We start from the raw sequence: 25,844 nt of genomic DNA, 5'->3' as shown, positions 1-25,844 counted from the left end.
GGGGACACGGGGTGGAGCCCACGGCCGGTACCGGCCAGTTGCTGGCCATCAGCGATCTGCACATCTCCTATCCGGAGAACCGCGCCCTGGTCGAGCAGCTGCACCCGACCGACGACGAGGACTGGCTGATCGTCGCGGGCGACGTCGCGGAGACCGTCGAGGACATCCGCTGGACCCTCTCCACCCTCGCCGACCGCTTCCGCAAGGTGCTGTGGGCGCCGGGCAACCACGACCTGTGGACCCATCCGAAGGATCCCGTACAACTGCGCGGCGTCGCCCGTTACGAGCACCTGGTCGAGGTCTGCCGCGGCCTCGGTGTCCTCACCCCCGAGGACCCCTACCCGGTGTGGCACGGCCCCGGCGGCCCGGCCGTCGTCGCCCCGCTGTTCCTCGGCTACGACTACACCTTCCTGCCCGCCGGCTGCTCCACCAAGGCCGAGGGCCTCGCCTACGCCGAGGGCACCGGCATCGTCTGCAACGACGAGTACCTGCTGCATCCGGACCCGTACCCGAGCCGTGAGGCATGGTGCCGCGACCGGGTCGCGGAGACCGAGGCGAGGCTCGCCGCGCTGCCCGGTGACCTGCCGACCGTGCTGGCCAACCACTACCCGCTGGACCGGCACCCCACCGAGGTGCTGTGGCACCCCGAGTTCGCCATGTGGTGCGGCACCGAGCTGACCGCCGACTGGCACCGCCGGTTCCGCGTCGCCACCATGGTCTACGGCCATCTGCACATCCCCCGCACCACCTGGCACGACGGAGTCCGCTTCACCGAGGTCTCCGTGGGCTACCCCCGTGAGTGGCGCAAGCGTCCGGAGACCCCGGGAAGGGCGCGCCGCGTTCTGCCGATGGAGGTGGAAGCCGGTGATCGAGGAACTGCTCCCGGAGTCGGTCGTGGCCGTGGAGGCACTCCGTGACGACCCGTTGTGGGACACCCCGCTCCACCCGGAGGAGGAGGTGCTCGTCGCCCGCGCCGTGGCCAAGCGGCGCCGAGAGTTCGCCGCCGTACGCGGCTGCGCCCGGCGCGCCATGGAGAAGCTCGGCATCCCGGCGCGGCCCGTGGTCAGCGGGGAGCGCGGCGCCCCGCAGTGGCCGGCGGGCATCGTCGGCAGCATGACCCACTGCGACGGCTACTGCGCCGCCGCGCTGGTCCGCGCCACCGACCTGGTCTCCCTCGGCATCGACGCCGAACCGCACGGCCCGCTGCCCGACGGCGTCGGCGCGTCCGTCTTCCTGCCCGCCGAGGCGGCACGCCTGGAGCGACTCGCGGGGCAGCGGCCCGAGGTGCACTGGGACCGGATCCTGTTCAGCGCCAAGGAGTCCGTGTACAAGGCGTGGTTCCCGCTCACCCGGGAGTGGCTGGACTTCTCCGAGGCCGACATCACCCTGTGTCCGGCCCCGGACGGCGCCCCGCACGGCACGCTGCACGCCGAACTCCTGGTCCCCGGCCCCCTCGTCGGCGAGCGCCGCCTCCAGGTCTTCGACGGCCGCTGGGCCGTACGGGACGCCTTGGTGACCACCGCGGTCGTCATCCCGCACCCCGCCTGACCCACCCGCGAAGCCCCCGCCCGCGTCCCCGCTGGCGGGCTCACGCCGCCGCGCCCGCGTCCCGGCCGGCGGCCCCGCCGCCCCCGGAACCCGACGACGCCGCCGCGTCCTCGGTCGCGGGAGCCCCGGTCGCGTGGTGACCGGTGGTCCGCCGTCATCGTCCGTGTCCTGTGGCCGGTGGCTCGCCGTCGAGGTGCCCGTGTTCCGGGCGTGACGACCCGGTCGCCGTGTTCGTGTTCGGGTTGGGTGTTCTGGGCGTCGTGTCCGCGTAGTGGTCCGGCCGTCCTGTGGTCGCGTCCTCGGTCGCGGGAGCCCCGGTCGCGTGGTGACCGGTGGTCCGCCGTCATCGTCCGTGTCCTGTGGCCGGTGGGTCGCTGTCGAGGTGTCCGTGTTCCGGTCGTGACGACCCGGTCGCCTCGCCGGTGTCCCGGTTCGGTGTCGCGGTCGTCGTATCCGCCCAGCGGTCCCGCCGGCCCGCCCTCGCGGCGGCACCGCCGGCCCCTGGTCGTGCGGCTCCCGGGTGAGCGTGCCGGTTGCCGGTCCGGGCGTCCTGGTCGCTCCCGGAGCCTGGGGACGACGCGCGCCGGCACCGTCCCGGTCCGGCGGCCGGTGGGTCGCCGGCGCCGCGTCCGCGTTCCGGCCGCGGCGAGTCGTGCCACCGCATCCCCATGCCGGCGGCAGCCCCCGTCGCCGTACCCCCACACCGGCGACGGGGGCGCCGGGTTTCCGGTCCTGTCCGTTCACGCGGACGGCGGGCACCAGCCGCTCAGCATCCGGAAGAACTCCTCCTCGTTTCCCGCGAGGCCGGCCTCCGCGAGGGCCGTCTCCGCCTCGGCGAGCACGGAGGGCGGCACGAGGGCGGGCGGCGCTCCGTCCGGTGGACCGTCGAAGGCGGCGCGCACCGTGTGCAGCAACCGCAAGTAGGCCTGGACGGCAATGCGCTCATGGTCGGTCAGTACGGCGGTGGGCATCGGTCGGCTCTCCCCGAGTAGGCGTCACGGTCACGCGCGCTGCGGCGCACGCATCCAGCTTGCCGCCCACCACTGACAATCGGGCGAAACCGCACCCCGGCGGCCCGCCCGGTACACCGTCAGGCCTCGGGCCGCTTCACGCTCTCCAGCAGCATGTCCAGCCATTCCGCGACCTTGTCCCGGTGCTGGTCGGTCGGCAACTGCGCGGCCCGCCAGGCGATTCCGCGCACCCCGTGGTCCTGGAGCAGCCGCTCCAGCGGATCCTCGACGGGCCCGGCCGCGGCCCGCTCCCGGTCGGCGAGCTTCTGCAACAGCTCCTGCTCGGTGCGCTGGAGCGTGCCCGCCAGCGCCTCCGGGTCCTCCGCCGTCAGGAAACCGGCGTGCACCCGGAAGAAGCGCTGCAACGCGTCGCAGTGCTCCATGGTGGGCCGCCGGTCGCCGTTGATCAGCGCACCGGCCTGCTGCCGTGACATGCCCGCGCCGTCGGCTATCTCCTGCTGCGTGTACTTGCGGCCGTTCGGCTTCAGCCGGGTGCGCCGCAGCAGCCCGAGGCGCTGAAGGAACCGCGCCTGGACATCGGGCTCGCCCGCAGGGCGCCCGCTGAGCAGCGCCTTGACGACCGGCTCCGGCACCCCGCAGGCGACCGAGAGCCGCGCGACGTCGAAGACCTCGCCCTGGGGCACCCCGAGTCGCTCGGCGAGCGCGGTGACGCGGGCGACGACGGCCGGCAGCTGGGCGGTCGCCGCGGCGCCCGGATCCTCGTAGCCATCCGTCACCGACAGAACTCCTACGTCTCTCAAGGGCAACAGGTGCGTCCGTGCATCCCGCATGCTCGGTACCAGGACCGGCGGTCGCCGTGAACTTCCCGGAGATTAGCCGGTGCGTCGAACCCACATCCAGGTGTCGCCACAACTGTGGCGAATTTCAGCCGTCAACCGGCGTGGAATGCCACGATAGTTGACATCACTCCTCGTGGGGAAGCAGGATCGCATCGCCGCGTGAAGGCCGCAGAGGCAAGAGGGGTGACCTCCCGATGGCACATCAGGCAGGAGGGCAGTGGCCGGCGCCGCGGCCCGTCCCCGAGACCTCCGAGACCCAGTCGTACCTACAGGACTACGGCGCGCTGCTGGACGCCGTGCCCTTCCCGTCCCTGGTCGTCGACCACCGCTGGGACGTGGTGCTGGCGAACGACGCCTTCGCCACGCTCTTCGGCGGGGCGCGCCCGCACCCCACGGCCATGCCCGGGGACAACTTCCTGCGATTCGTGCTGTTCCACCCCGACGCGGGGCTCGTCCTCGGCGACCACGAGGCGGGCTGGTGCCTGCCGATGCTGGCCCAGCTCAAGGGCGCCCTGGACGCGTACGGCCACGATCCCGAACTCCAGTCGATCCGCCGTGACATCGGGCAGGACCCGCTCATGGAGGCCGCCTACCGGCAGGGCCTGCCGCACTGGATCGGCGCCGTCGGCGAGCGCGGCACCCGGCTCGACGGCGCCGTGCGGCTGCTGCTCCACCCCGATCCGCGTCGTGGCCCCACCGAGTGCCGGATCGTGGACGAGACCCCGCCCGCCCTGCGCGAGCTGGGCTGCCGACGGCTGACGCTGGTCCTGCGCGACTCCCGCCGGGCCACCGCGCCGGTCCGCCGCCCGCGGGGGCAGCGCGCCATGCCCGCGCACCTCACGGTCGTCCCGGCGCCCGAAGGCTGACCCCACACCAGTCCCGTAGTTTCACATCGGCGTCACCTCACCCTTCCCTGACGTTCGCCGCGCTTGGAACACTCGGCGCGGCAGCACGGACGTCAGACGAGAGGACCCACCCCCCATGCCCGAAGTCAACCGGCGGCACTTCCTTCGGATCGCGGGCGCCACCACGGCGTTCACGGCGCTGTCGAGCAGTGTCCAGCGCGCGGCGGCCCTGCCCGCGAACCATCGCACCGGATCGCTGGAGGACGTCGAGCACATCGTCGTCCTGATGCAGGAGAATCGTTCCTTCGATCACTACTTCGGCTCGCTGCGCGGTGTCCGCGGCTTCGGCGACCCGCGCCCGGTGAGCCAGAACGGCCGCTCCGTGTGGCAGCAGTCCGACGGCACCCGGGACGTCCTGCCCTTCCGGCCGGACGCCGACGACCTCGGCCTCGCGTTCATCCAGGACCTGCCGCACGGCTGGAACGACGGCCACGCCGCCTTCAACGGCGGCAGGTACGACAAGTGGGTTCCCGCCAAGTCCGCGACGACGATGGCGTACCTCACCCGCAAGGACATCCCGTTCCACTACGCCCTGGCGGACAGTTTCACCATCTGCGACGCCTACCACTGCTCGTTCATCGGCTCCACCGACCCCAACCGCTACTACATGTGGACGGGTCACACCGGCAACGACGGCAAGGGCGGCGGCCCGGTCCTCGGCAACGACGAGAAGGGCTACGGCTGGACGACGTACCCCGAGCGCCTGGAGCAGGCGGGCGTCTCCTGGAAGATCTACCAGGACGTCGGCGACGGCCTGGACGCGAACGGCGGCTGGGGCTGGATCGAGGACGCCTACCGGGGCAACTACGGCGACAACTCGCTGCTCTACTTCGACCAGTACCGGGGCGCCCAGCCCGGCGACCCGCTGTACGACAAGGCCCGTACCGGCACCGATGCCCGGCAGGGCGAGGGCTTCTTCGACCGGTTGAAGGCGGACGTCAAGGCCGGGACGCTCCCGCAGGTCTCCTGGATCGTCGCCCCCGAGGCCTTCACCGAGCACCCCAACTGGCCCGCGAACTACGGCGCCTGGTACGTCTCGCAGGTCCTCGACGCGCTCACCTCCGACCCCGAGGTGTGGTCGAGGACGGCCCTGTTCCTGACCTACGACGAGAACGACGGCTTCTTCGACCACGTCCTGCCGCCCTTCCCGGCCGCCTCCGGGGCCCAGGGCAAGTCCACGGTGGACGTCTCGGCCGACGTCTACCCGGGCGGCTCCGGGTACTCCGCGGGACCCTACGGCCTCGGCCAGCGGGTGCCGATGCTGGTCGTCTCGCCGTGGAGCAAGGGCGGGTACGTCTGCTCCGAGACCTTCGACCACACCTCGATCATCCGCTTCATCGAGCGCCGCTTCGGGGTGCGCGAGCCGAACATCTCGCCCTGGCGGCGGGCTGTGTGCGGCGACCTCACCAGCGCCTTCGACTTCTCCCGCAAGGACACCAAACCCGTCGCGCTGCCCTCGACGGCCGGTTACCGGCCGCCGGACCACGACCGGCACCCCGACTACGTGCCCAAGCCGCCCGCGAACCCCGAGCTGCCCCGGCAGGAGCGCGGCAGCAGGCCCACCCGCCCGCTGAAGTACGCGCCCGCGGTGGACGGTTCGGCGGACACCTCGGCCGGCACGTTCACGCTCGCCTTCGCCTCCGGGGCCAAGGCCGGCGCGGTCTTCCTCGTCACCTCCGGCAACCGCGCCGACGGACCCTGGACCTACACCACCGAGGCCGGCAAGTCCCTGTCCGACACCTGGAACTCGGCGTACTCCGGCGGTTCCTACGACCTCGCCGTGCACGGCCCCAACGGCTTCCTGCGCGTCTTCAAGGGCGGCAACAAGACGGCGGGTCCCGAGGTCACCGCCCGGCACACCGGCGACCGGGTCGAACTGGCCTTCACCAACAAGGGCTCGGGGACCGCCCGGCTGAAGCTGGTGAACGGCTACGGCGGCGCCCCGGTCACCGTGTCCGTACGCCCCGGCGCGACCGTACGGCGCACCGTGGACCTGACGCGCAGCCGGCTCTGGTACGACCTGACGGTGACCTCGGCCGACGACCCGGCCTTCCTGCGCGGCTTCGCCGGGCACGTGGAGAACGGGCGGCCCGGCGTGAGCGACCCGGCGCTCGCGACGGAGTGAGCGGGCGATGAACAGCGCCCCCGGCGGGCTGGTCAGGTACCGGTCAGGGCAGGGTAGTGTGCCCCGGTGACCACGCAATCAAACACTCCTCCAGGCTGGTACCCGGACCCGCACGGGGCGCCTCAGACGCTCCGTTACTGGGACGGCAGCCAGTGGACCGAGCACACGAACAACCAGGCCCAGCAGGGCCAGCAGACGCCGGGGGCCCAGCAGGGCATGCCGCAGCAGGCCCAGCAGGCGGCGCCGCAGCAGCAGTTCCCGCAGCAGCAGGCACCCGACGCCCGGGTGCAGCGCCAGGTGCAGCAGCAGGCCGGGGTCGTGGCAGGCGGCCCCGGCGGCGGCACCCTGTTCACCGAGCCGGTGCTGGTGGTGAACCAGAAGGCCAAGCTGATCGAGCTGACCAATGAGTACAAGGTCATGGATCAGAACGGCCGCGAGCTCGGCTCGGTCACCGAGGTCGGGCAGGGCGCGCTGCGCAAGATCCTGCGCTTCGTCTCCAGCTGGGACCAGTTCCTGACCCACAAGCTGGAGATCCGCGACGCCTACGGCCAGCCGCAGCTGCTGCTGACCCGGCCCGCGAAGATCTTCAAGTCCCGGGTGATCGTGTCCCGCCCGGACGGCTCGCAGGTCGGCGAGATCGTCCAGCAGAACATGATCGGCAAGATCAACTTCGCGATGAACGTGAACGGCCAGCAGGTCGGCGCGATCAAGGCGGAGAACTGGCGGGCGTGGAACTTCGCGATCGTCGACCACGCGGACAACGAGGTGGCCCGGATCACCAAGACCTGGGAGGGCCTCGCCAAGACGCTCTTCACCACCGCGGACAACTACGTCCTCCAGATCCACTACCAGCTGCCCGAGCCGCTGCTGAGCCTGGTGGTCGCGACGGCCCTGACCGTCGACACCGCGCTCAAGCAGGACTCGCGGGGCTGGAACTGAGCCCGTCCCGTACGGGGGCACGCAACCGCACGGTAGAGAAGGTAGAAAACGTAGAGAACACGGAGTACGGCGACGGCGGTCGGTGCGCGCGAAGGCGCGCGCACCGACCGCCGACGTCTGCGGGCACCGCGGTCACAGCGCCGTGAGATGCCCCGGCTGTTCGGGCTGCTCCGGCAGCCGGGACCGCAGGCACGGTTCGGCCGCCGCCGTCTCGGGTTCCAGGGCGAGTACCGCGGCCACCGGGTGGTCGTGCGGCTCCGCCCCGGCCGCTTTCGCGGTGACCCGGGTGAGCAGCGTCACGCCCCGGGCCGCGAGACCCGCGCCCGCCAGCGCCAGCAGCACACCGCCGGCGCCGCCGGTGAGGCCCTGCCCGAGCAGGGTGAGTCCGATCAGCGCGGCGGCCACCGGGTTGGCCAGCGTGACGACCGCCAACGGGGCGCCGAGGCCGCCGCGATAGGCGGTCTGCGACAGCAGCAGGCCGCCGACGGCGAACGCCGCGACCAGCACCGCGACCACGATCACCTCGGTGCTCGGCACCGGCCCCGAACGGTCGGTGGCGGCCACGGTCACGGTCTGGGTGAGCGCGGAGGCGACGCCCGACGCGAACCCCGAAGCGGTCGCGTGCCGCAGCCCTGGGCGGGCACCGGGCCAGGACAGGGCACCCACGAGCGCGGCCGTCGTACCGGCGACCGCGAGGGCCTCCGGCAGGCTGAGCACCCGGGAGGGCGCGGGTCCGGACGCGGTCACCAGCACCGCGCCGAGACCGAGCAGCGTGAGCGCCGTACCGCGCCACTCCACCGCGCTGACCCGTCGCCCGGCCGCCCGTGCGCCGAGCGGCACGGCCGCCACCAGCGTCAGCGCGCCGAGCGGCTGTACGACGGTCAGCGGACCGTACTTGAGGGACACGACGTGCAGCAGCGCGGCGGCGGCGTTCAGGCCCACCGCCGACCACCAGGCGCCCGTGCCGAGCAGCCGCAGCAGTCCGGCGCCGGTGTCGCGGGCGGCCAGTCGCTCCTGGGCGACGGCGGCCAGCGCGTAGGCCACGGCCGAGACGAGGGACAGCGCGACGGCGGCCGGGGCGGCGGCGCTCATCGGTTCGCTCCCGCCAGGACCCGCTGGCGCGGGACGACGGGGCCGGTGCCGCGGTCCGCCCTGCGGGCGGTCCGGCGCGGCGGATGGATCAGCGCGAGGGCGGTGCCGAGCATGGCGGTCGCGGCGAGCGCGTCGAGCCAGTAGTGGTTGGCCGTGCCCACGATCACCAGCAGGGTGAGCAGCGGGTGCAGCAGCCACAGGCCGCGCCAGCGGGAGCGGGTGGCGGTGATCAGGCCGATCGCCACCATCAGTGCCCAGCCGAAGTGCAGCGAGGGCATCGCCGCGAACTGGTTGGAGAGATGGTCGTGGGCCGGCGGGCCGTACACGGAGGGGCCGTAGATCCGGGCGGTGTCCTCCAGGCCGGTCCCGGCGAGCATGCGCGGCGGGGCCAGCGGGAACGTGAAGGGCAGTACCAGGGCGGCCGTGGTGACCACGGCGAGGACCCGGCGGGCCCAGACGTAGTGCGCGGGCCGTCTGACGTAGAGCCAGACCAGGAAGGCGAGCGTGGCCGGGAAGTGGACGGTCGCGTAGTAGGTGTTGGCCACGCGGACGAGGGTGTCGCCGTGCAGCAGCGCCGACTGGACGGCGGTCTCGGGGGGGAGGCGCAGGGCCCGTTCGAGGTCCCAGACGCGGTGGGCGTTGTGGTAGGCGCGCGTGGTGTGGCCGGTGGCCAGCTGACGGCCGAGCTTGTAGACGAGGAAGAGCCCCGCGACGAGCAGGAACTCGCGTATGAGACCCGGACGCGCGGACGCGTCCGGCTCCGTTTCTGCCTCGGCAGGCTCGGTGAGCGCAGTCATCCCCCGGCCCCTTCGCTGACGGTCTTGACGTGTGGCAGTGCTTCGGTGGTGCGTGGCGACGCCCCGGTACGGCACGGTCGTTGGAGTACGCGTCCGTACCGATACGTTTGTGTACCGATACGCCAGTGTACCGATACGATGGAGTACCGGTACACTGGCGTATCGATTGAAGTGCGACACACTGGAACCTGGGCACAGGGACGCCGGCGCCCACGAGCGAGGGGAAGCAGCACATGACGTCGCAGGCCGCGGAGGGACCGGAGACGGTCGTCGCCTCGCGCCGCTCCAAGATCACGCCGGAGCGTGAGCGGGAGTTCTTCGACGCCGTGCTGGAACAGATCCGCGAGTGCGGCTACGAGTCCGTGACCATGGAGGGCGTCGCCTCCAGCACCCGGTGCAGCAAATCCACGCTCTACCGGCAGTGGAAGAACAAACCCCAGTTCGTGGCCGCCGCGCTGCGCGCCCGCGGGCGGGTGCGCTTCGCCGGCATCGACACCGGATCGCTCGCCGAGGACCTGCGCCGTGCGGCGCGGGCCGCGGGCGATTGGTCCGGCAAGGACACCAAGCTGCTCCAGGCGCTCGGTTCCGCGGTCACCCAGGACGAGGAGCTGGCCCAGGCGCTCCGCGAGGCACTGGTGTACCCGGAGATCGCCGCGCTCCAGGAGATCCTCGACCGCGGCGTGGCGCGCGGCGAGATCGGCGCGGACCACCCCGCGCTGGAGTTCGTCCCCGCCATGATGTTCGGCGTGCTGCGCGTGCGGCCCGTGCTCAGCGGTCAGTACGCCGACGCCGACTACCTGGTCCGGTTCGTGGAGGCCGCCGTGCTGCCCGCACTCGGACTGGAGTGAGACCCAGGCCGCCGTTCACGGGATGACTGAACGGCGGTCTGCCCGCGCCGCACCGTGGGGACGGGGGCGGCGCGCACCCCCGGCCGGGCGGGGTCCCCCCTTGAGCGGAGGGGGACCCAGCCCGGCCGGACTCCTCGGGTCCGGGGGCGATACGGGTACCCGGGCCGGGTCAGACGTTCTGGCCGCTCCCGCCGCCGGCGAAGACCTTGATCCCCTTGAGGATCTCGTCGATGACCGACGGGTCCTGTCCCACGTCGATGCCGAAGCGCACGACGACCATCTGCCGGGCGTCGTTCGGCGAGGGGAAGGCGACCGACTCGACCAGACCGTCGGCGCCCTTGCTGGTGACCGCCTTCCAGCGCACCAGGTACCCCTTCTGCCCGGCCACGGTCACCGCCTGGGAAGCCACCTCCTGGTGCGAGGTGATGCTGCCGTACGTGCTGCCGCCGTACGACTCCTTCGCGTTCGCCGCGATGTCCGCCTTCGCGACCTGCTCCGCCGTGGCGCCGCCGGTGCCCAGCGCTGCGGCGGGCGCGGTGTAGGCGCCGCCGGCGGTGCAGGTCTGGGAGCTGTTCCCCGGGCACTTGTAGGAGTCGTCCGAGGTCACCTGCGCACCGACGCTGATCGCCTGCCCGGTCCAGCCCTTCGGCACGGGCAGGCTGATGCCGTCGATGGCGTCGGGTACGGTGCCACCGCCCTTGATCTTGGGCGCGGGCGAGCGCTCGGGCGAGGGCGACCGGCCGTCGGGTCCGCCCGAACCGCCCGGCCCGCCCTGTCCGCCGGAATCCCCGTCGGAGCCGCCGGGCCCTCCTGGCCCGCCGAAACCGCCGCCGTCCGGCCCGCCGCTCGCGCCGGGCCGGGCCCCGGCGCGTTCGCCGCCGTCATGGGTGAGCGCGTACACCCCGACCCCGATGCAGGCCAGCACCGCGACCGCCGCGGTGACGGCTATGCCGGTGCGCAGCCGGCTCCGGGCCGGGGGAGCGGGCGGGACGGGGTACGGGGGGTAGCCGGCATAGACCGGATGGCCGGGCTGCTGGGGAGGCGGCTGATGGCCCGGGTAGGCGCCGTACCCCGGGGTGGCGGGGGGGCTGACCGGGCACCTGGCCGACGGGGGGCAGGGGGGTGGTCTGCGGCGCCGCACCCGCCGGGGCGGCGTGGTCCGCGGGCGGCACGGGGCCGGACTGCGATGCCCGCGCCGCCTGGTCGGCCCGCGGAGCCGCGTCGGCCGGTGCCGCCGGTGCCGCCGGGGCCGACTGGCCGGCGCCCGCCGCCGGCCGATCCGCCGGAGGCACCTGCGCCGGGGGACCCCACGTGGCGGCCGTCCCGGCGGGGCGGATCCGGTCCGTCCAGGCCGTGCCGTCCCACCAGCGCTCGGTGGGCGGACCGTCATGCGTCTGCCCGGGGTCGGGGTACCACCCGGGAGGAGTCACCTGCGTCATGGCCCCACCGTATGAGGCAACAGTGAAAGCGCGATGAGAGGATCTGCCGCCAATCCCGTCGACCCGGGACATTTCACTCCGGGAATTCCTCGGCTATCTCCCTTCCCCGTCCTCCACCACCAACCGCGCCGGCGCGCCGGCCGCGGGCGCCGGCACCGGGAACCCGTCCCGCCCCGGCGTCACCGACCCCAGCACGCTCGGCCGCCGCGCCCCCGTGCTGCGCGGATCGGTGCCCGCCAGGCCGTGCGCGGTGAGGAAGCCGAGTACCGCGAAGGCGTACGCCTCCTTCGCGGCGGCGGGCAGCCCCCACTCGTCCGAGGAGCGCAGCGGGACCTCGCCGAGCAGTTCCCGGAGCAGGCGCACGAGCACCGGGTTGCGCACGCCGCCGCCGGACGCGATCACCTCCGTCGCGCCGACGGACCGCACCGCGTCCGCGACCGTCCGCGCCGTGAGCAGCGTGAGCGTGGCGAGGACGTCCTCCGGTCGGCCCCCGCCGAAGGCGCCGGCGGCCCGCAGGTACCCGGCGTGGAACAGCTCCTTGCCGGTGGTGCGGGGCGCCGGCAGGGAGTAGTACGGCTCCGCGAGCAGCCGTTCCAGCAGCCGCGGGTCGGGCCGGCCGCGCGCGGCGAGGGCGCCGTCCGCGTCGTAGGCCAGCCGCCCGCCGCTGAACTCCCGTGCCGCCGCGTCGAGGAGCGCGCATCCCGGCCCGGTGTCGAAGGCGGTGCCGTCCGGCGCGGTCAGGTTGGCGATGCCGCCGATGTTGAGCGCCACGGGGCGGCCCGGCCGGCCGCGCAGCCACAGCAGGTCGACCAGGCTGACCAGGGGCGCGCCCTGGCCGCCCGCCGCGACGTCCCGGGCCCGGAAGTCGGCCACCACCGGTAGCCCGGTCGCCTCGGCGATCCACGCGGGCTGCCCGAGCTGCAACGTCCCGTGCACCCGCCCGCCCGCGACCCAGTGATAGACCGTCTGCCCGTGCGAGGCCACCAACTCCGCCCGTCCGTCGCACAGTTCGCGGTCCGCCCGCACCGCCGCCGCGGCGAACGCCTGCCCGATCCCGGTGTCCAGCCGGCACACCGTGCCGAGCCCGGTCCGCGCGGGCGGCAGCGCCTTCGCGAGCTCCGCGCGCAGCGGCTCCTCGTACGGCGCGCCGACCATCCCGAGCGGCCGCAGCGCCAGCGTGTCCCCGTCCAGCCGCAGATCGCAGGCCGCCGCGTCGACGGCGTCGTACGACGTCCCGGACATCAACCCGATCACTCGCACCGTTTCCTCCGATTCCCTTCCCCCGGTGCCCTCTTCAGCAGCGCCAGCGCGCTCACCGCGCAGGCCCCCGCCGCGTAGTACCCGGGGACGTCCGGGTCCCCGGTCCGTCGTACCGCCTCCGTGACGATCAGGCCGGCGCAGCCCGAGAAGACCGCGTTGGACAGGGCGTAGGCGAGGCCGAGCCCCGTCCAGCGGACGTGGGAGGGGAACATCTCGGCGAGGAGGGCGGGGCCGGGGCCCGCCATCAGTCCCACCACTGCGCCGGCGCCCGCCAGCGCGCCCGCCTTCGCCGCCGGCGAGGTACCCGGGTCCCGGAGGAGGTCGAGCACCGGCAGCGCGGTCGCCACCACCAGCACCGCGCCCGCGATCAGCACCGGCCGGCGCCCCACCCGGTCGCTGAGTGCCCCCGCGGGCAGGATCGCCGCGGCGAATCCCGCGTTGGCCACCGCCGCGGCCGGCAGCGCCTGCCCGAAGCCCGCGTGCAGCGCGGTCTGGAGGTAGGACGGCAGCACCACGAGGAAGGTGTAACCGGCCGCCGCCCAGCCCATCACCCGTCCCGCCGCCAGCATGACCGCGCCCCGGCCCGGCCGTGTCCCGGACCGCGGCCGCTCCAGGAACTCCGGCGACTCCGCGAGACCGGTCCGCAGCCACAGCGCCAGCAGGCCCAACGGCACGGCCAGCAGGAACGGCAGCCGCCATCCCCACGCGGACAGCCGGTCCGTGCCCAGCACCGCGGCCGTCACCGCCGTGACGGCCGCACCGCCCAGCAGGCCCAGCGCCACCGTGAAGGACTGCCACGCCCCGTACAGCCCGCGCCGCCCCGGCGGGGCGAACTCCGTCAGCACCGCGACCGCGCCCCCGAACTCCCCTCCCGCGGCCAGCCCTTGGACGACCCGCAGGAAGGTGAGCAGCCACGGCGCGAGGGCGCCCACCGTGCCGTACGTCGGCAGCGCGCCGATCAGCGCCGTCGCGCCCGACATCAGCGCCACCACCCCGATCAGCACCGGCCGCCGCCCGTACCGGTCGCCCAGCCGGCCGAACAGGACCGCGCCGAGCGGCCGGAAGAAGAACGCGAGCGCGAAGGAGGCGTACGTCCGCACCAGCCCCTCCACCGCGCCGCCGCCCGCCGGGGTGAAGAAGCGCTCGGCGAGCACGGTGGCGAGAAAGCCGTAGACGGCGAACTCGTACCACTCCACGAAGTTCCCGACCGAACCCGCCGCCACCGCCCGCACCGCGGGGCCGCGCCGCGCCGTACGCCCCCGCGCGACCCGCCTCGTCCCGGTCACCGCTGACGCTCCGTCCGCCGGGCGGGCTGCTGGTCTTCCGCGGCGAGGCCGGCCTCGGCAAGACCGCGCTGCTGACCGAGATCCGCCGCATGGCCGAACGCAGCGGCTGCACCGTGTGGTACACCCGCGGCGCGGAGACCCTGAGGTCCGTGCCCTTCAACGTCGTGCGGCAGTTGCTCCAGCCCGCCCTGCTGTCGCTGCTGCCCGAGGAGGCCCGCGAGTACCTCGGCGACTGGTACGACATCGCCGGCCCCGCCCTCGGGATAGCCGAACCGCAGGAGGAGAGCGCCGACCCGCAGTACGTGTGCGACGGTCTCGTCGCCGCCGTGCGCCGGCTCGCCCGCCGCGAATGGCCGCTCGTGCTGCTGATCGACGACGCGCACTGGGCCGACCAGGAGACCCTGCGCTGGCTCGCCGCCTTCGCCGAACGCCTGCACGACCTGTCCGTGCTCGTCGTGGTCGCCCGCCGGCCCGGTGACGTCAGCGGGGAGAGCGCCCGCCACCTCGACGCGATCGCCGCCGCCGCGAGCCTGCCCGTCAACAACCTGCGCGCCCTCACCCCCGACGCCGCGGCCGGACTCACCCGTGCCACCCTCGGCCCGCACGCCGACGACGCGTTCTGCCGCGAGGTCTGGGCCGTGACCGCGGGCAACCCGTACGACGCCGTCGAACTCCTCGCCAAGGTGCAGGAGAGCGAACTGGCGCCGGTGGAGGCCCGCGCCGGGGAACTCCGCGCCCTCAACCGCGCCGCCCGCGGCGGCGGACTGGTCGACCGGATCAGGGAACTCGGCTTCCAGGCCACCCAGTTCGCCTGGGCCGCCGCCGTCCTCGGCACCGGCATCACCCTGGAGTCGGCCGCCCGCCTCGCCACCATGGACGACGACACCGCCCGGCACTGCGCCGGCCTGCTGCGCACCGCGCGCATCCTCACCACACCCGATTCCGCGGCCACCGAACACCGGGGCGGCGACCTGGAGTTCGTGCATCCGCTCATCGCCTCCGCCGTCTACAACTCCATCCCGCCGGGCGTGTGCACCGCCATGCACGGTGTCGCCGCCGAGATCGTCACCGAACTGGGCCGGGGCGCCGCCGAGGCCGCCCGGCACCTGCTCGAAGTGCACCCGGAGGCCGACGAGAGACTGGTCGAGCGGCTCCGCGAGGCCGCCCGCGAACACCTCGCCGTCGGCGCGCCCGACGCCGCCCGCGTCTGTCTCGAACGCGCACTGGAAGAGCCGCCCCGGCCCGACATCCACGCCCACGTCCTCTACGAACTCGGCTGCGCCACGCTGCTCACCGCGCCCGCCGTCACCGTCTGCCATCTGCGCAACGCACTCGGCATGCGCGGGCTCGACGGCCGCGACCGCGTCGACGCCGTGGTCCGCCTCTCCCAGGCCCTGCTCCACAACGACCAGTTGGAGGAGGCCGTCCGCACCATCGAGGCCGAGGCCGCCCGGCACGAGCCGGGGCCCGTGCGGATGCGGTTGCAGGCATTCCAGTACATGTGGGAGGGCATCCACGGCGAGACCGTCGCCCCGGCCCGCTCCCGCAGCCTCGCCGAACTCGCCGCCACCTGCGCCGGCCGGGACAACACCGAACGCGCGCTGCTGATCCTGCGCGGCTTCGACGCCATGGCGCACGGCGAGAGCGCCGCCGAGATCGTCGAACTGTGCGACCGGGCCCTCGTCAACGGCCGGCTCGCGCCCGGCCTCGGCTGGACCGACCGGGAGTGGGGCATCGAACTGCTGATGATGCTCGGCAGCGCCTACGTCTACACCGACCGGCTCGACCGCGCCGAAAGCCTGTTCTCCGAGGCGCTGCGCGTCTACACCGGCGCGGGCTGGCACGGCGGACACCTCTCGCTGGCCAACGCCTACCTGGGCCTCGCCTACCGCAGACAGGGCCGGCTCAGGGACGCCGAGGCGAATCTGCGCGAGGCCCTCGTCCTCGCCGAACGCGTGGGCCGCCGACTGCCGTTGCACTGGTCGGCCACGTGCGGACTGGTCGACACCCTGCTCGCCCGCGGCCGGGCCCAGGAGGCCTGGGCGGTCGCCGAGCAGTACGGCTTCGCACCGCCCTATCCCTCCACCATCGTGCTCCCCGACGTCCGCTCGGTGCGCGGCCGCCTGCTGCTCGCCGTCGGCCGCACCGAGGAGGGCGTCGACGAACTGGAGGCCGCGGAGAAGACCGCCGTCTCCCGGGGCGGCCACAACCCGGTCCTCGCACCCTGGTCGGTCGACCTCGCCAAGGCCCTCGCGGGCCAGGACCCGGCGCGCAGCCGGCGGCTCGCCGCCGACGCCCGCCGGCAGGCCGAGCGCTTCGGCACGGACACCGCGATCGGCGAGGCCCTGCGCTGTGCCGCCGCCCTCGAAACCGGCAGCCGCGCCCTCCAACTCGCGGGCCGCGCCGTCACCTACCTGGAGGCATCACCCTCCCAGTACGAACACGCCGCCGCCCGCATCGAGTACGGCATCCTCGCCCGCTCCGCCGCCGACCTGGACCGGGGCCTCGACCTGGCCCGCTTCTGCGGGGCGGACGGCCTGGTGGCACAGGCGCGCAAGGCGCTGGAGACGGGCAGGATGCTGTGACATCCGGTCCTGCTCACCGCGCCCGCGCGAACACCACCCACACCTGCCCGGCGGCGAAGTCCAGCGGCGCGCCGTCCGGCCCGGTGAACGCCGTACCGCCGTTCGCCGCCGGGCGTGACCAGGTGGCGGTGAAGGAACGTCCGTCGCGCAGCACCTCCGCCTTCCCGGAGCCGACCGTCTCGGTGTAGGGGGTGGGGTTGCCGAGGACGTCGTGGTACGGCGAGTCGCGGATGTCGACGTACTGGACGACGACCGTCGGCGGGGCCGGGCGGGGGCCGTCCGTCGTGACCGTGGGGGTGCCGTCCATCGCGATCAGCCAGCCGTGCCGGGCGGGCGACCAGGTGAAGGTGAAGCGGGCCGCCGGGTAGCGCACGGTGCGCGAGGTCACTGGGGTACCGCCGGCAGGGGCGGGGCCGTAGCGGAAACCCGTGGTCAGCGCGCCCTCGCCCGGGGCGGAGTGCAGTAGGCGCGCGGGGCGTACGAACAGGTTGTGCGGTGCGGCCCGCGCGCTGTCCCGGTAGTAGGCGCCGGGGTCCGTGTCGGGTGACTCGGGCCGCACCGGAGCCCGGTCGATCAGCGGCAGCAGCTTGCGCTGGGCGCCGGAGAAGGCCAGATACGGCCGGTCGAACTGGTTGAGCAGTTCCAGATCGGACTCGCGGGCGCTGCGCACCGGCCCGACGGCGCTCGGCAGCCGGCTCGCGTACACCGCCATCAGCCGGCTCAGACCGCCCTCGACCTGCTCCGCGTACACCACGTCGGCGGCGTCGAGGCCGGTCTGCGGGCGGGCCGCCGGCACGTTGTCGATCTTCACCGCGAGGGGGGAACCGCCCACGGGGGTGGAGGCCGGAGGCCGGGTCGGGACCGGGCCGGTGTCATGCCGCCCGCCGTGCCCGCCGCACCCGGCCGTCAGGGCGGCGGCCAGGACGACCGCCGTCATCAGACCTCTTCGCGGACCACGTCTCCCGGTCACACCCGCCACCTCGTTCGCCATTCGCTCGTGCGTTCACGCGGGTCATACCCCCTCCGCCCACGTCCCGCACCGCACCGCGCCCACCAGGTGGTTCGCGGCCCGGAGGCACGGGTACCCGGAGGCCACCGCGAAACGGACGCGCCAGGGCGGACAGGCGCACACGCGGCAGGCAGGAGCGGCCGTACGACCAGCGGGCGGACGCGACCAGTACACGCGAGCGAGGGAGCGCGACCCATGAAGGCAGTCACCTGGCAGGGCAGGCGGGACGTGCGGGTGGAGGACGTGCCCGACCCCAGGATCGAGGAACCCACCGACGCCGTCATCCGCGTGACGTCGAGCGGGCTGTGCGGCTCGGACCTGCACCTGTACGAGGTGCTCACGCCGTTCATGACCCCGGGCGACATCCTCGGCCACGAACCCATGGGCATCGTGGAGGAGGTCGGCTCGGAGGTGACCGGCCTGCGGCCCGGCGACCGGGTCGTGGTGCCGTTCCAGATCTCCTGCGGGCACTGCTTCATGTGCTCGGCCGGGCTCACCACCCAGTGCGAGACCACGCAGGTCACCGGCGAGGGCATGGGCGCGGCCCTGTTCGGTTACACCCGGCTGTACGGGGCGGTACCGGGCGCCCAGGCCGAGTATCTGCGCGTGCCGCAGGCGCAGTTCGGCCCGATGAAGGTGCCCGAGGGCCCGCCGGACGACCGCTTCGTCTACCTCTCCGACGTGCTGCCCACCGCCTGGCAGGCGGTCGAGTACGCGTCCGTCCCGCCCGGCGGCAGCGTCGCGGTGCTCGGCCTCGGTCCGATCGGCGACATGTCCTGCCGGATCGCCAGGGCACGCGGCGCGGAACAGGTCTTCGGTATCGACCTCGTGCCCGAACGGCTCGCGCGGGCGGGCCGGCTGGGCGTGAAGACGTACGACCTCAGGGCCTTCGACGACGAGAAGGCGCTGGTCCACGCGATCAAGGACGAGACCGGCGGCCGGGGCCCGGACGCGGTGATCGACGCCGTCGGCACCGAGGCCCACGGCAGCGCCGCCGCCCGACTCGCCCAGCAGGCCACGGCCCTCATGCCGCGCGCGATCGGCGCGCCCCTGGCGGAACGCTTCAGCGTCGACCGGCTCGGCGCGCTGTACATGGCGATCGACCTGGTGCGCCGGGGCGGCACCATCTCGCTGAGCGGCGTGTACGGCGGCATGGCCGACCCGATCCCGCTGCTCACCCTGTTCGACAAGCAGATCCAGATGCGCATGGGCCAGGCCAACGTCCGCCGCTGGAGCGATCAGGTCATGCCGTACCTGACCGACGAGGACCCCCTCGGCGTGGAGGACTTCGCCACCCACCGGCTGCCGCTGTCCGAGGCACCGCACGCCTACGAGATGTTCCAGCGCAAGGAGGACGGCGCGATCAAGATCCTCATGAAGCCCTAGCTCATTCCCGGTCCTTCTCGCCGAGGATCTCCGCGAGGTCGTAGCGCACCGGCTCCTCCAGCTGGGCGTAGGTGCAGCTCTCGGGGGTGCGGTCGGGGCGCCAGCGGCGGAAACGGGCGGTGTGCCTGAAGCGCTGCCCGTTCTCCATGTGGTCGTAGGCGACCTCGGCGACCCGCTCGGGGCGCAGCGGCACCCACGACAGGTCCTTCTTGCCGGACCAGCGGCTCGGCGCGCCGGGCAGCCGGGCGGTCTCGTGCGCGGCCTCCTCGGACCAGGCCGCCCACGGGTGTCCGGCGACATCGTCCATCCGCAGCGGTGCCAGCTCCTCGACCAGTTCGGCGCGCCGCTTCATGGGGAAGGCGGCCGACACGCCCACGTGCTGGAGCCCGCCGTGGTCGTCGTACAGGCCCAGCAGCAGCGAGCCCACCACCGGGCCGCTCTTGTGCAGCCGGTACCCGGCCACCACGACATCGGCCGTGCGCTCGTGCTTGATCTTGAACATGGCCCGTTCGTCCTGCCGGTAGCGCAGGTCGAGCGGCTTGGCCACGATCCCGTCGAGCCCGGCGCCCTCGAACTGGTCGAACCACCGCTCGGCCACCGAGAGGTCCGTCGTCGCGGGTGCCAGGTGCACCGGCGGGGTGGCGTCGGCGAGGGCCCGGTCCAGCAGGGCCCGGCGGTCGGTGAGCGGCACGTCGAGCAGGGCGTGGTCGTCCAGCGCGAGCAGGTCGAAGGCGACGAAGGACGCCGGGGTCTTCTCCGCGAGCATGCGCACCCGGGAGGCGGCCGGATGGATCCGCTCGGTCAGCGCGTCGAAGTCCAGCCGCCCGGCCCGCGCGATCACGATCTCCCCGTCGAGCACGCACCGCTGCGGCAGCCGCTGTGCGAGCGCCTCGACCAGCTCGGGGAAATACCTGGTCAGCGGCTTGCCGGTGCGGCTGCCCAGCTCGATCTCGGCGCCGTCGCGGAACACGATCGAACGGAACCCGTCCCACTTCGCCTCGTAGTGCATGCCCGGCGGGATCCTCGCCACCGACTTGGCGAGCATCGGCTTCACGGGCGGCATGACGGGCAGCTCCATGGCTCTGATTCTGCGCGTGCGCGCCCGTGCGCGCCCGGTGTGCGCGCCGCGCGGGGGGCGCCTACGGTGGCCGCATGGCCGAAGCGGTGGAACTGGAGGTGGCCGGGCGGACGGTACGACTGTCCAGCCCGGACAAGGTTTTCTTCCCGGAGCGTGGCTTCACCAAGCTGGACCTCGCGCGGTACTACACGGCGGTCGGCCCCGGCATCCTGCGCGCCCTGCGGAACCGCCCCACCACCCTGGAACGCTACCCGGACGGCATCGAGGGCGAGTGGTTCTTCCAGAAACGCGCCCCGAAGGGCATGCCCGACTGGATCCCGACCGCCCACATCACCTTCCCCAGCGGTCGCAGCGCCGACGAGATGTGCCCCACCGAGGAGGCCGCCGTGGTGTGGGCCGCCCAGTACGGCACCCTCACCTTCCACCCCTGGCCCGTGCGCGCCGACGACGTCGACCACCCCGACGAACTGCGCATCGACCTCGACCCGCAGCCCGGCACCGACTACACCGACGCCGTCCGCGCCGCCGATGAACTGCGCGCCGTGCTCGACGAGTTCGGCGGGCTGCGCGGCTGGCCGAAGACATCCGGCGGCCGGGGCCTGCACGTCTTCGTGCCCATCGAGCCGCGCTGGACCTTCAGCCAGGTGCGGCGCGCCGCCATCGCCCTCGGCCGGGAGATGGAACGCCGGATGCCCGAGCAGGTCACCATCAAGTGGTGGAAGGAGGAGCGCGGCGCCCGGATCTTCCTCGACTACAACCAGACCGCCCGCGACCGCACCATCGCCTCCGCCTACTCGGTACGGCCCCGCCCGGACGCCACCGTCTCCGCGCCGCTGAGCTGGGACGAGGTGCCCTCCGCCCGGCCAGGCGACTTCGACCTGGCCACCATGCCGGCCCGGTACGCCGAACTCGGCGACGTGCACGCCGACATGGACGACCACGCCTACTCCCTGGAAGCCCTGCTCGACCTGGCCCGCCGCGACGAGCACGACCACGGGCTCGGCGATCTGCCGTACCCGCCGGAATACCCGAAGATGCCCGGCGAACCCAAACGCGTCCAGCCGAGCCGGGCCCGGCGTAACCCGGCGTCCTGACCGCGCCCTGCCCCGCCGCACCCTCGTTATCCTGGGCGGCAACCGCCCGATGAGGAGTCCCCTGGTGTCCGAGGCAGTGTCGCGTCCCACGCTGGAGGCCGTGGCCGCGCGCGCCGGGGTGTCCAGGGCCACCGTGTCCCGGGTGGTCAACGGCGGGTACGGCGTGCGGGAGCCGCTGGCCGAGCGGGTGCGGCGGGCCGTGGCGGAACTCGGCTATGTGCCCAACCAGGCCGCGCGCAGCCTCGTCACCAGACGGCACGACGCGGTCGCCGTCGTCATCGCCGAACCGGAGACCCGGGTCTTCACCGACCCCTTCTTCGCCCTCCAGTTGCGCGGCATCAGCAAGGAACTGACCTCCCACGACAACCAGTTGGTGCTGCTGCTCACGGAGGGCCGGGACGACCACGCGCGCGTGGCCCGGTATCTCGCCGGAGGCCACGTCGACGGGGCGCTGGTCTTCTCCCTGCACCTGGACGATCCGCTGCCCGGACTCATCCACGACGCGGGCGTGCCCACGGTGTTCGGCGGCCGGCCGGGCTGGCGTGATCGCACCGGCACCCCGGTGTACGTGGACAGTGACAACCGGGGCGGCGCGCGCACCGCCGTGCGCCATCTCGTCTCGCTCGGCCGGACCCGGATCGCGCACCTCACCGGCGCCCTCGACCAGACGTCGGCGGTGGACCGGCTCGACGGCTACCGGGACGTCATGGGCGAAGGGGCCGGCGCGGGCGGTCCCGGCAGGGCCGGCGATCCCGCCCTGGTCGTGGAGAGCGACTTCACCCCGGCCGGCGGCGAGCGGGCCATGCGGGAACTCCTCGACCGCCGCCCCGACGTGGACGCCGTGTTCGCCGCGAACGACCTCACCGCGCTGGGCGCGCTGCGCGTGCTGCGGGAGCGGGGGCTGAGGGTGCCCGAGGACGTGGCCGTGGTCGGCTTCGACGACATGCTGCCGCTGGCCGAGCAGTCCGACCCGCCGCTGACCACGGTCCGTCAGGACATCGAGCGGATGGGCCGTCTGATGGCCCGCCTCCTGCTGCACGGCACCGCGGCCCCGGACGACGCCGGGCAGGCCCCGGACGACGCGGGCCCGGTGGCGGACGCCCCGGGGCCCGGCCTGATCCTGCCGACCACGCTGATACGCCGGGCATCCGCCTGACCAGCCCCCGGCCAGGCCGGTGTCGTCCCGGCCGGCCCCTGACACCGTTTCACGCCTGCCCGGACGCGCTCCTGATCACGCCGAACCGCGCCCCGTACGGATCGGTCAGCCGGGCGATGCGCCCCACGCCCTCGACCGTCATGGCCGGGGCGCTCACCGCACCGCCGAGTTCCTCGGCGCCGGCCACCACCGCGTCGGTGTCCTCGACCTCGAAGTACGGCAGCCAGTACGGCTCGTCCCCCGGGCGGGCCAGCGGCACCATCCCGCCGAACATCGCGTCCTCACCGGCGCCCTCGGGGTTGACGCACGTGTACGTGCCGCCCGGGAAGGACACGCCGGAGGTCTCCAGGCCCAGCACCCGGTGGTAGAAGGCGGCGGCCGCCGCGATGTCGGCGGTGTGCAGCTCGGCCCAGCACAGCGCGCCCGGCGCGTTCACCACGTCCACGCCCTGGGTGCGGCCGGGCTGCCAGACCCCGAACCTCACGCCCGCCCGGTCGGCCAGGACCGCCATGTGCCCCTGCCCCAGCACGTCGACCGGCCCGAACAGCACCCGGCCGCGGGCCTGCTCGACCGCCTTGGCGGTGGCCGCCGCGTCCTCGCTGCGGAAGTACAGCGTCCAGGCCGGCGGCCCCTGCTCGGGCCCGCACCGCATGCCGCCCGCGACGGTCCTCCCGTCCAGCCGGAAGAAGCCGTAGCCCCCGGAGTCCGGCCCCGCGGACTCGAAGCGCCAGCCGAGGAGACCGCCGTAGAAGGCGCGCGCCCCGTCGAGGTCCGGCGCGCCGACGTCGAGCCAGTTCGGAGCGCCGTTGACGAAATCGGTGGTGAGCATGGCCGCCCTCCTCGAAGGGTCCCGTCCCGTGCACTGCCGAGTCTGGCACCGCCCACCGACGACCGCCGCCGGAGCACCGCCGGGCGCGCCCTCACCTTCGGTGACGCGGCATGCCCGTTGAGTTTTCGAAAGTTCCGCGCGCCGCCGTGCAACCGGCGGGACCCCGGGCGCACCATCGAGGTGGCCGGAGGCCCCGAGGACGGCGTTGAGCGCGCGTTGATCGAACGTTTTTCGCCGGACGGCACGATCCTGGCCATGCACTTGGACACCATCACCCCGGCCGACCGGACCTGGCAGGCGCAGGCCCTGTGCGCGCAGACGGGGCCGGACTTCTTCTTCCCCGAGCCGGGCAGCTCGGTGCGCGAGGCGAAGCGCATCTGCGGGATGTGCGAGCTGCGCCCGGCCTGCCTGGAGTACGCGCTCGCCAACGACGAGCGCTTCGGCGTCTGGGGCGGGCTGTCCGAAAAGGAACGCCTCGCCCTGCGCCGCACCTCCGGCTGACCGGCCGCCCGCCCGATCGAGGGCCGGTCGCGCGCCGACCCCGCGTACGACGGCCTCACCCGGGGCCCCGCCCCGTGCCGACCGCCTCGCTCAGCGGCCGGCGGCCCGCGCCGCCATCCGTGCCTTGCGCGCCGCCAGCTTCTCGTCGAAGCGCGCGGCCTCCGTGTCCAGACCGTCCAGGAACAGGCCGAGTTCCTCCTGCGCCTGGCGTCCCTCGGGCCCGAGGCCGTCGAGCTGCATGATCTTCAGGAAGCGCAGCACCGGCTGGAGCACGTCGTCGTGGTGGATGCGCAGGTTGTAGACCTCGCCGATCGCCATCTGCGCCGCGGCCCGCTCGAAGCCGGGGATGCCGTGTCCGGGCATCCGGAAGTTGACGACGACGTCCCGCACCGCCTGCATCGTCGGGTCCGGCGCCAGCTCGAACGCCGCCTTGAGCAGGTTGCGGTAGAAGACCATGTGCAGGTTCTCGTCGGTCGCGATCCGGGCGAGCATGCGGTCGCACACCGGGTCACCGGACTGATGGCCGGCGTTGCGGTGCGAGATCCGGGTGGCCAGCTCCTGGAAGGCGACATAGGCGACCGAGTGCAGCATCGAGTGCCGGTTGTCGGACTCGAAGCCCTCGCTCATGTGCGCCATGCGGAACTGCTCCAGCTTGTCCGGGTCCACCGCGCGCGAGGCGAGCAGGTAGTCCCGCATGACGATGCTGTGCCGGCCCTCCTCGGCCGTCCAGCGGTGCACCCACGTGCCCCAGGCGCCGTCGCGGCCGAACAGGCTGGCGATCTCGTGGTGGTAGCTGGGCAGGTTGTCCTCGGTCAGCAGGTTGACCACCAGGGCGGTGCGGCCCAGCTCGGTCACCTTGGACTGGTCCTTGTCCCAGGCCTCCCCGTCCTCGAACAGCGCCGGGAAGTTGCGGCCGTCGCCCCAGGGCACGTACTCGTGCGGCATCCAGTCCTTGGAGACCTTCAGATGCCGGTTCAACTCCCCCTCCACCACTTCCTCCAGCGCGTACAGCAGCCGGGCGTCGGTCCAGGCGGACGTGCTGCCGAGATGGGGAGAGGTGATCGTCACGGGAACTCCAGGGGGACGCGCCGAACTGGGGAGAGCACACAGGGGTGGTACCGGCGAGCGGTGCCGGAAACCTACGTGATCGTAAGCTACGAGTCCGTAGGTTACGAAACCGTAGGTTAAGGCCGCCGTAAGAGAGCCCCAGATCAGCCCCTGCGACAGGGCCGTTCGGGCATGCGGTGAGGCCCCGGGACGCAGCGGTCCCGGGGCCTTCGGAGGGAGGGGGTCACCCGGTCAGGCGTACAGCTCCCGCAGGCGTACGGACAGGCACGTCACCGAGCCCTCCAGCTTCTCGAACTCGCCGATGTCCACCGTGACCACCTCGTGGCCGAGGTCGGTCAGCAGTTCGGCGGTCTTCGGGGCGCTCGCCGCCATCAGCAGCTTGTGCCCGCCGAGCAGCACCACCTGCGCGCCGGACTCCTCGGGCACGGAGAGGAAACCGGGGAACAGCGAGGGCCGGTCCACCTTCGGGATGTGACCGATGACGGTGCCGTCCGGCAGCGCGGTCACCGCCGACTTCAGGTGCAGCACCTTGCTCACGGGTACGGCCACCACCCGGGCGCCCAGCGGCTCGAACGCGGCCCGGACCTGCTGCACCCCCGCCGCGTCCGTGCGCCCGCCGCGGCCGACGTAGACCGTGTCGCCGACCTTGAGGACGTCGCCGCCGTCCAGGGTGCCCGGCTCCCAGATCCAGTTCACCGAGCAGCCGAGGCTCGCCACGGCCTCCTCCACGCCGGCGGTCTCGGCGCGGCGCGATCCGCTGCCCGGCCGGGTGATCAGCGCGACGTTGCGGAACATGACGACGGTGTCCTCCACGAACACCGAGTCAGGGCAGTCGTCGGCCGGTTCGACCTCGAACGTCTCCCAGCCGTGCGCGCGCAGCGCCTCGACGTACGCCTCCCACTGCTCGGTGGCGAGACCGACGTCGACCTTCTGCCGCTCGATGTGCGTCACCAGGCCCTCGGCGAGACGTGGGCTCGGGCGGCGGACGAGGGCCTTCTTGCTGGGCACGACGGGCCTTTCCGGTCGGGGATGGGGTGCCTGCGCCGCATTTGCGGCGCTGGTCCGCCATCATGCAGTCCGACGTGGCCT

Annotated in this window: 22 protein-coding genes and 2 pseudogenes; 11 read left to right on the top strand and 13 right to left on the bottom strand. The window is 73.5% G+C overall.

The features are described 5' to 3' along the window. Positions 1-11: 11 nt before the first annotated feature. Together QSK45_RS00790 and QSK45_RS00785 are read left to right on the top strand one after the other, a co-directional pair. On the top strand, positions 12-917 hold the full coding sequence (locus QSK45_RS00790) for a metallophosphoesterase family protein (protein WP_285552157.1): 906 nt from the start codon (positions 12-14) through the stop codon (positions 915-917). Then, on the top strand, positions 865-1,548 hold the full coding sequence (locus tag QSK45_RS00785) for a 4'-phosphopantetheinyl transferase family protein (RefSeq protein ID WP_285552156.1): 684 nt from the start codon (positions 865-867) through the stop codon (positions 1,546-1,548). The genes QSK45_RS00790 and QSK45_RS00785 overlap by 53 nt, the downstream gene beginning before the upstream one ends. A 740-nt stretch (positions 1,549-2,288) precedes the next feature. Here the strand turns inward: QSK45_RS00785 and QSK45_RS00780 are convergent. After that, positions 2,289-2,519 carry a hypothetical protein gene (locus QSK45_RS00780; RefSeq protein WP_285552153.1) on the bottom strand — a complete coding sequence of 77 codons (231 nt, stop codon included), beginning with the start codon at positions 2,517-2,519 and terminating at the stop codon, positions 2,289-2,291. Between the two features lie 119 nt (positions 2,520-2,638). After that, complete coding sequence (locus QSK45_RS00775; protein ID WP_285552152.1) at positions 2,639-3,295, bottom strand: helix-turn-helix domain-containing protein; 657 nt, start codon at positions 3,293-3,295, stop codon at positions 2,639-2,641. A gap of 257 nt (positions 3,296-3,552) precedes the next feature. Between QSK45_RS00775 and QSK45_RS00770 the strand changes: the two genes are divergently transcribed. From QSK45_RS00770 to QSK45_RS00760, 3 genes are all read left to right on the top strand, one after another. After that, the gene (locus tag QSK45_RS00770) at positions 3,553-4,224 is read left to right on the top strand and encodes an MmyB family transcriptional regulator (protein ID WP_285552151.1); all 672 of its coding nucleotides are present in this window, start codon (positions 3,553-3,555) and stop codon (positions 4,222-4,224) included. A 115-nt stretch (positions 4,225-4,339) separates the two neighbouring features. Continuing rightward, entirely contained in the window at positions 4,340-6,388 is a 2,049-nt protein-coding gene (locus QSK45_RS00765; protein ID WP_285552149.1) for a phosphocholine-specific phospholipase C, read from the top strand. Positions 6,389-6,454: 66 nt separating this feature from the next. Further along, positions 6,455-7,327, top strand: coding sequence for an LURP-one-related family protein (locus QSK45_RS00760; RefSeq protein ID WP_285552147.1), 873 nt, complete (start codon positions 6,455-6,457; stop codon positions 7,325-7,327). A 132-nt stretch (positions 7,328-7,459) separates the two neighbouring features. Here the strand turns inward: QSK45_RS00760 and QSK45_RS00755 are convergent, their stop codons facing one another. Both QSK45_RS00755 and QSK45_RS00750 read right to left on the bottom strand, forming a co-directional pair. Further along, positions 7,460-8,419: a DMT family protein gene (locus tag QSK45_RS00755; RefSeq protein ID WP_285552145.1), complete on the bottom strand. Its 960-nt coding sequence runs from the start codon at positions 8,417-8,419 to the stop codon at positions 7,460-7,462. Further along, the gene (locus tag QSK45_RS00750; RefSeq protein WP_285552143.1) at positions 8,416-9,216 is read right to left on the bottom strand and encodes a phosphatase PAP2 family protein; all 801 of its coding nucleotides are present in this window, start codon (positions 9,214-9,216) and stop codon (positions 8,416-8,418) included. The genes QSK45_RS00755 and QSK45_RS00750 overlap by 4 nt, the downstream gene beginning before the upstream one ends. A gap of 233 nt (positions 9,217-9,449) precedes the next feature. Between QSK45_RS00750 and QSK45_RS00745 the strand changes: the two genes are divergently transcribed. Further along, positions 9,450-10,064 (top strand): TetR/AcrR family transcriptional regulator, encoded by a 615-nt coding sequence (locus QSK45_RS00745; RefSeq protein WP_285552141.1) that lies wholly within the window; start codon positions 9,450-9,452, stop codon positions 10,062-10,064. A 169-nt stretch (positions 10,065-10,233) separates the two neighbouring features. On the opposite strand, the gene QSK45_RS38275 is transcribed toward QSK45_RS00745, so the two are convergent. From QSK45_RS38275 to QSK45_RS00730, 4 genes and pseudogenes are all read right to left on the bottom strand, one after another. Then, complete coding sequence (locus QSK45_RS38275) at positions 10,234-10,989, bottom strand: hypothetical protein (protein WP_490993489.1); 756 nt, start codon at positions 10,987-10,989, stop codon at positions 10,234-10,236. Between the two features lie 370 nt (positions 10,990-11,359). After that, positions 11,360-11,503, bottom strand: a pseudogene (locus QSK45_RS38270) (DUF2510 domain-containing protein); the annotation flags it as partial. A gap of 93 nt (positions 11,504-11,596) precedes the next feature. After that, the gene (locus QSK45_RS00735; protein ID WP_285552139.1) at positions 11,597-12,763 is read right to left on the bottom strand and encodes an anhydro-N-acetylmuramic acid kinase; all 1,167 of its coding nucleotides are present in this window, start codon (positions 12,761-12,763) and stop codon (positions 11,597-11,599) included. Further along, positions 12,754-14,049, bottom strand: a complete 1,296-nt coding sequence (locus QSK45_RS00730; protein WP_285552137.1) for an MFS transporter — start codon at positions 14,047-14,049, stop codon at positions 12,754-12,756. Before QSK45_RS00730 ends, QSK45_RS00735 begins: the two co-directional genes overlap by 10 nt. Positions 14,050-14,069: 20 nt before the next feature. Here QSK45_RS00730 and QSK45_RS00725 point away from each other — a divergent pair. Next, positions 14,070-16,634: pseudogene (locus QSK45_RS00725) on the top strand (ATP-binding protein); the annotation flags it as partial. A gap of 13 nt (positions 16,635-16,647) precedes the next feature. Here QSK45_RS00725 and QSK45_RS00720 read toward each other — a convergent pair. Beyond that, on the bottom strand, positions 16,648-17,571 hold the full coding sequence (locus tag QSK45_RS00720) for a DUF3048 domain-containing protein (RefSeq protein WP_285552136.1): 924 nt from the start codon (positions 17,569-17,571) through the stop codon (positions 16,648-16,650). 267 nt (positions 17,572-17,838) lie between these two features. On the opposite strand from QSK45_RS00720, the gene QSK45_RS00715 reads away from it, so the two are divergent. Then, positions 17,839-19,029 carry a zinc-dependent alcohol dehydrogenase gene (locus QSK45_RS00715; protein WP_285552134.1) on the top strand — a complete coding sequence of 397 codons (1,191 nt, stop codon included), beginning with the start codon at positions 17,839-17,841 and terminating at the stop codon, positions 19,027-19,029. 1 nt (position 19,030) lies between these two features. Here the strand turns inward: QSK45_RS00715 and QSK45_RS00710 are convergent, their stop codons facing one another. Beyond that, positions 19,031-20,107: an ATP-dependent DNA ligase gene (locus QSK45_RS00710; protein WP_285552132.1), complete on the bottom strand. Its 1,077-nt coding sequence runs from the start codon at positions 20,105-20,107 to the stop codon at positions 19,031-19,033. A gap of 74 nt (positions 20,108-20,181) precedes the next feature. Between QSK45_RS00710 and ligD the strand changes: the two genes are divergently transcribed. Next, positions 20,182-21,201: a non-homologous end-joining DNA ligase gene (gene ligD, locus QSK45_RS00705; RefSeq protein ID WP_285552130.1), complete on the top strand. Its 1,020-nt coding sequence runs from the start codon at positions 20,182-20,184 to the stop codon at positions 21,199-21,201. A gap of 64 nt (positions 21,202-21,265) precedes the next feature. Next, on the top strand, positions 21,266-22,357 hold the full coding sequence (locus tag QSK45_RS00700; RefSeq protein WP_285552128.1) for a LacI family DNA-binding transcriptional regulator: 1,092 nt from the start codon (positions 21,266-21,268) through the stop codon (positions 22,355-22,357). Positions 22,358-22,406: 49 nt separating this feature from the next. Here QSK45_RS00700 and QSK45_RS00695 read toward each other — a convergent pair whose 3' ends face one another. Then, positions 22,407-23,186 (bottom strand): VOC family protein, encoded by a 780-nt coding sequence (locus QSK45_RS00695; RefSeq protein WP_285552126.1) that lies wholly within the window; start codon positions 23,184-23,186, stop codon positions 22,407-22,409. Positions 23,187-23,441: 255 nt separating this feature from the next. On the opposite strand from QSK45_RS00695, the gene QSK45_RS00690 reads away from it, so the two are divergent. Beyond that, entirely contained in the window at positions 23,442-23,687 is a 246-nt protein-coding gene (locus tag QSK45_RS00690; protein WP_285552125.1) for a WhiB family transcriptional regulator, read from the top strand. Between the two features lie 90 nt (positions 23,688-23,777). On the opposite strand, the gene QSK45_RS00685 is transcribed toward QSK45_RS00690, so the two are convergent. Both QSK45_RS00685 and ddaH read right to left on the bottom strand, forming a co-directional pair. Further along, positions 23,778-24,755, bottom strand: a complete 978-nt coding sequence (locus tag QSK45_RS00685; protein WP_285552124.1) for an acyl-ACP desaturase — start codon at positions 24,753-24,755, stop codon at positions 23,778-23,780. A gap of 231 nt (positions 24,756-24,986) precedes the next feature. Beyond that, positions 24,987-25,763, bottom strand: a complete 777-nt coding sequence (gene ddaH / locus QSK45_RS00680; protein ID WP_285552123.1) for a dimethylargininase — start codon at positions 25,761-25,763, stop codon at positions 24,987-24,989. Positions 25,764-25,844: the final 81 nt, after the last annotated feature.

Origin of the sequence: Streptomyces hygroscopicus subsp. hygroscopicus (assembly GCF_030269125.1) — a bacterium.
Classification (GTDB): Bacteria; Actinomycetota; Actinomycetes; order Streptomycetales; family Streptomycetaceae; genus Streptomyces; species Streptomyces hygroscopicus_C.
The sequence above is the reverse complement of the archived record's forward strand: the minus strand, read 5'-3'. Positions and strand labels throughout refer to the sequence as shown.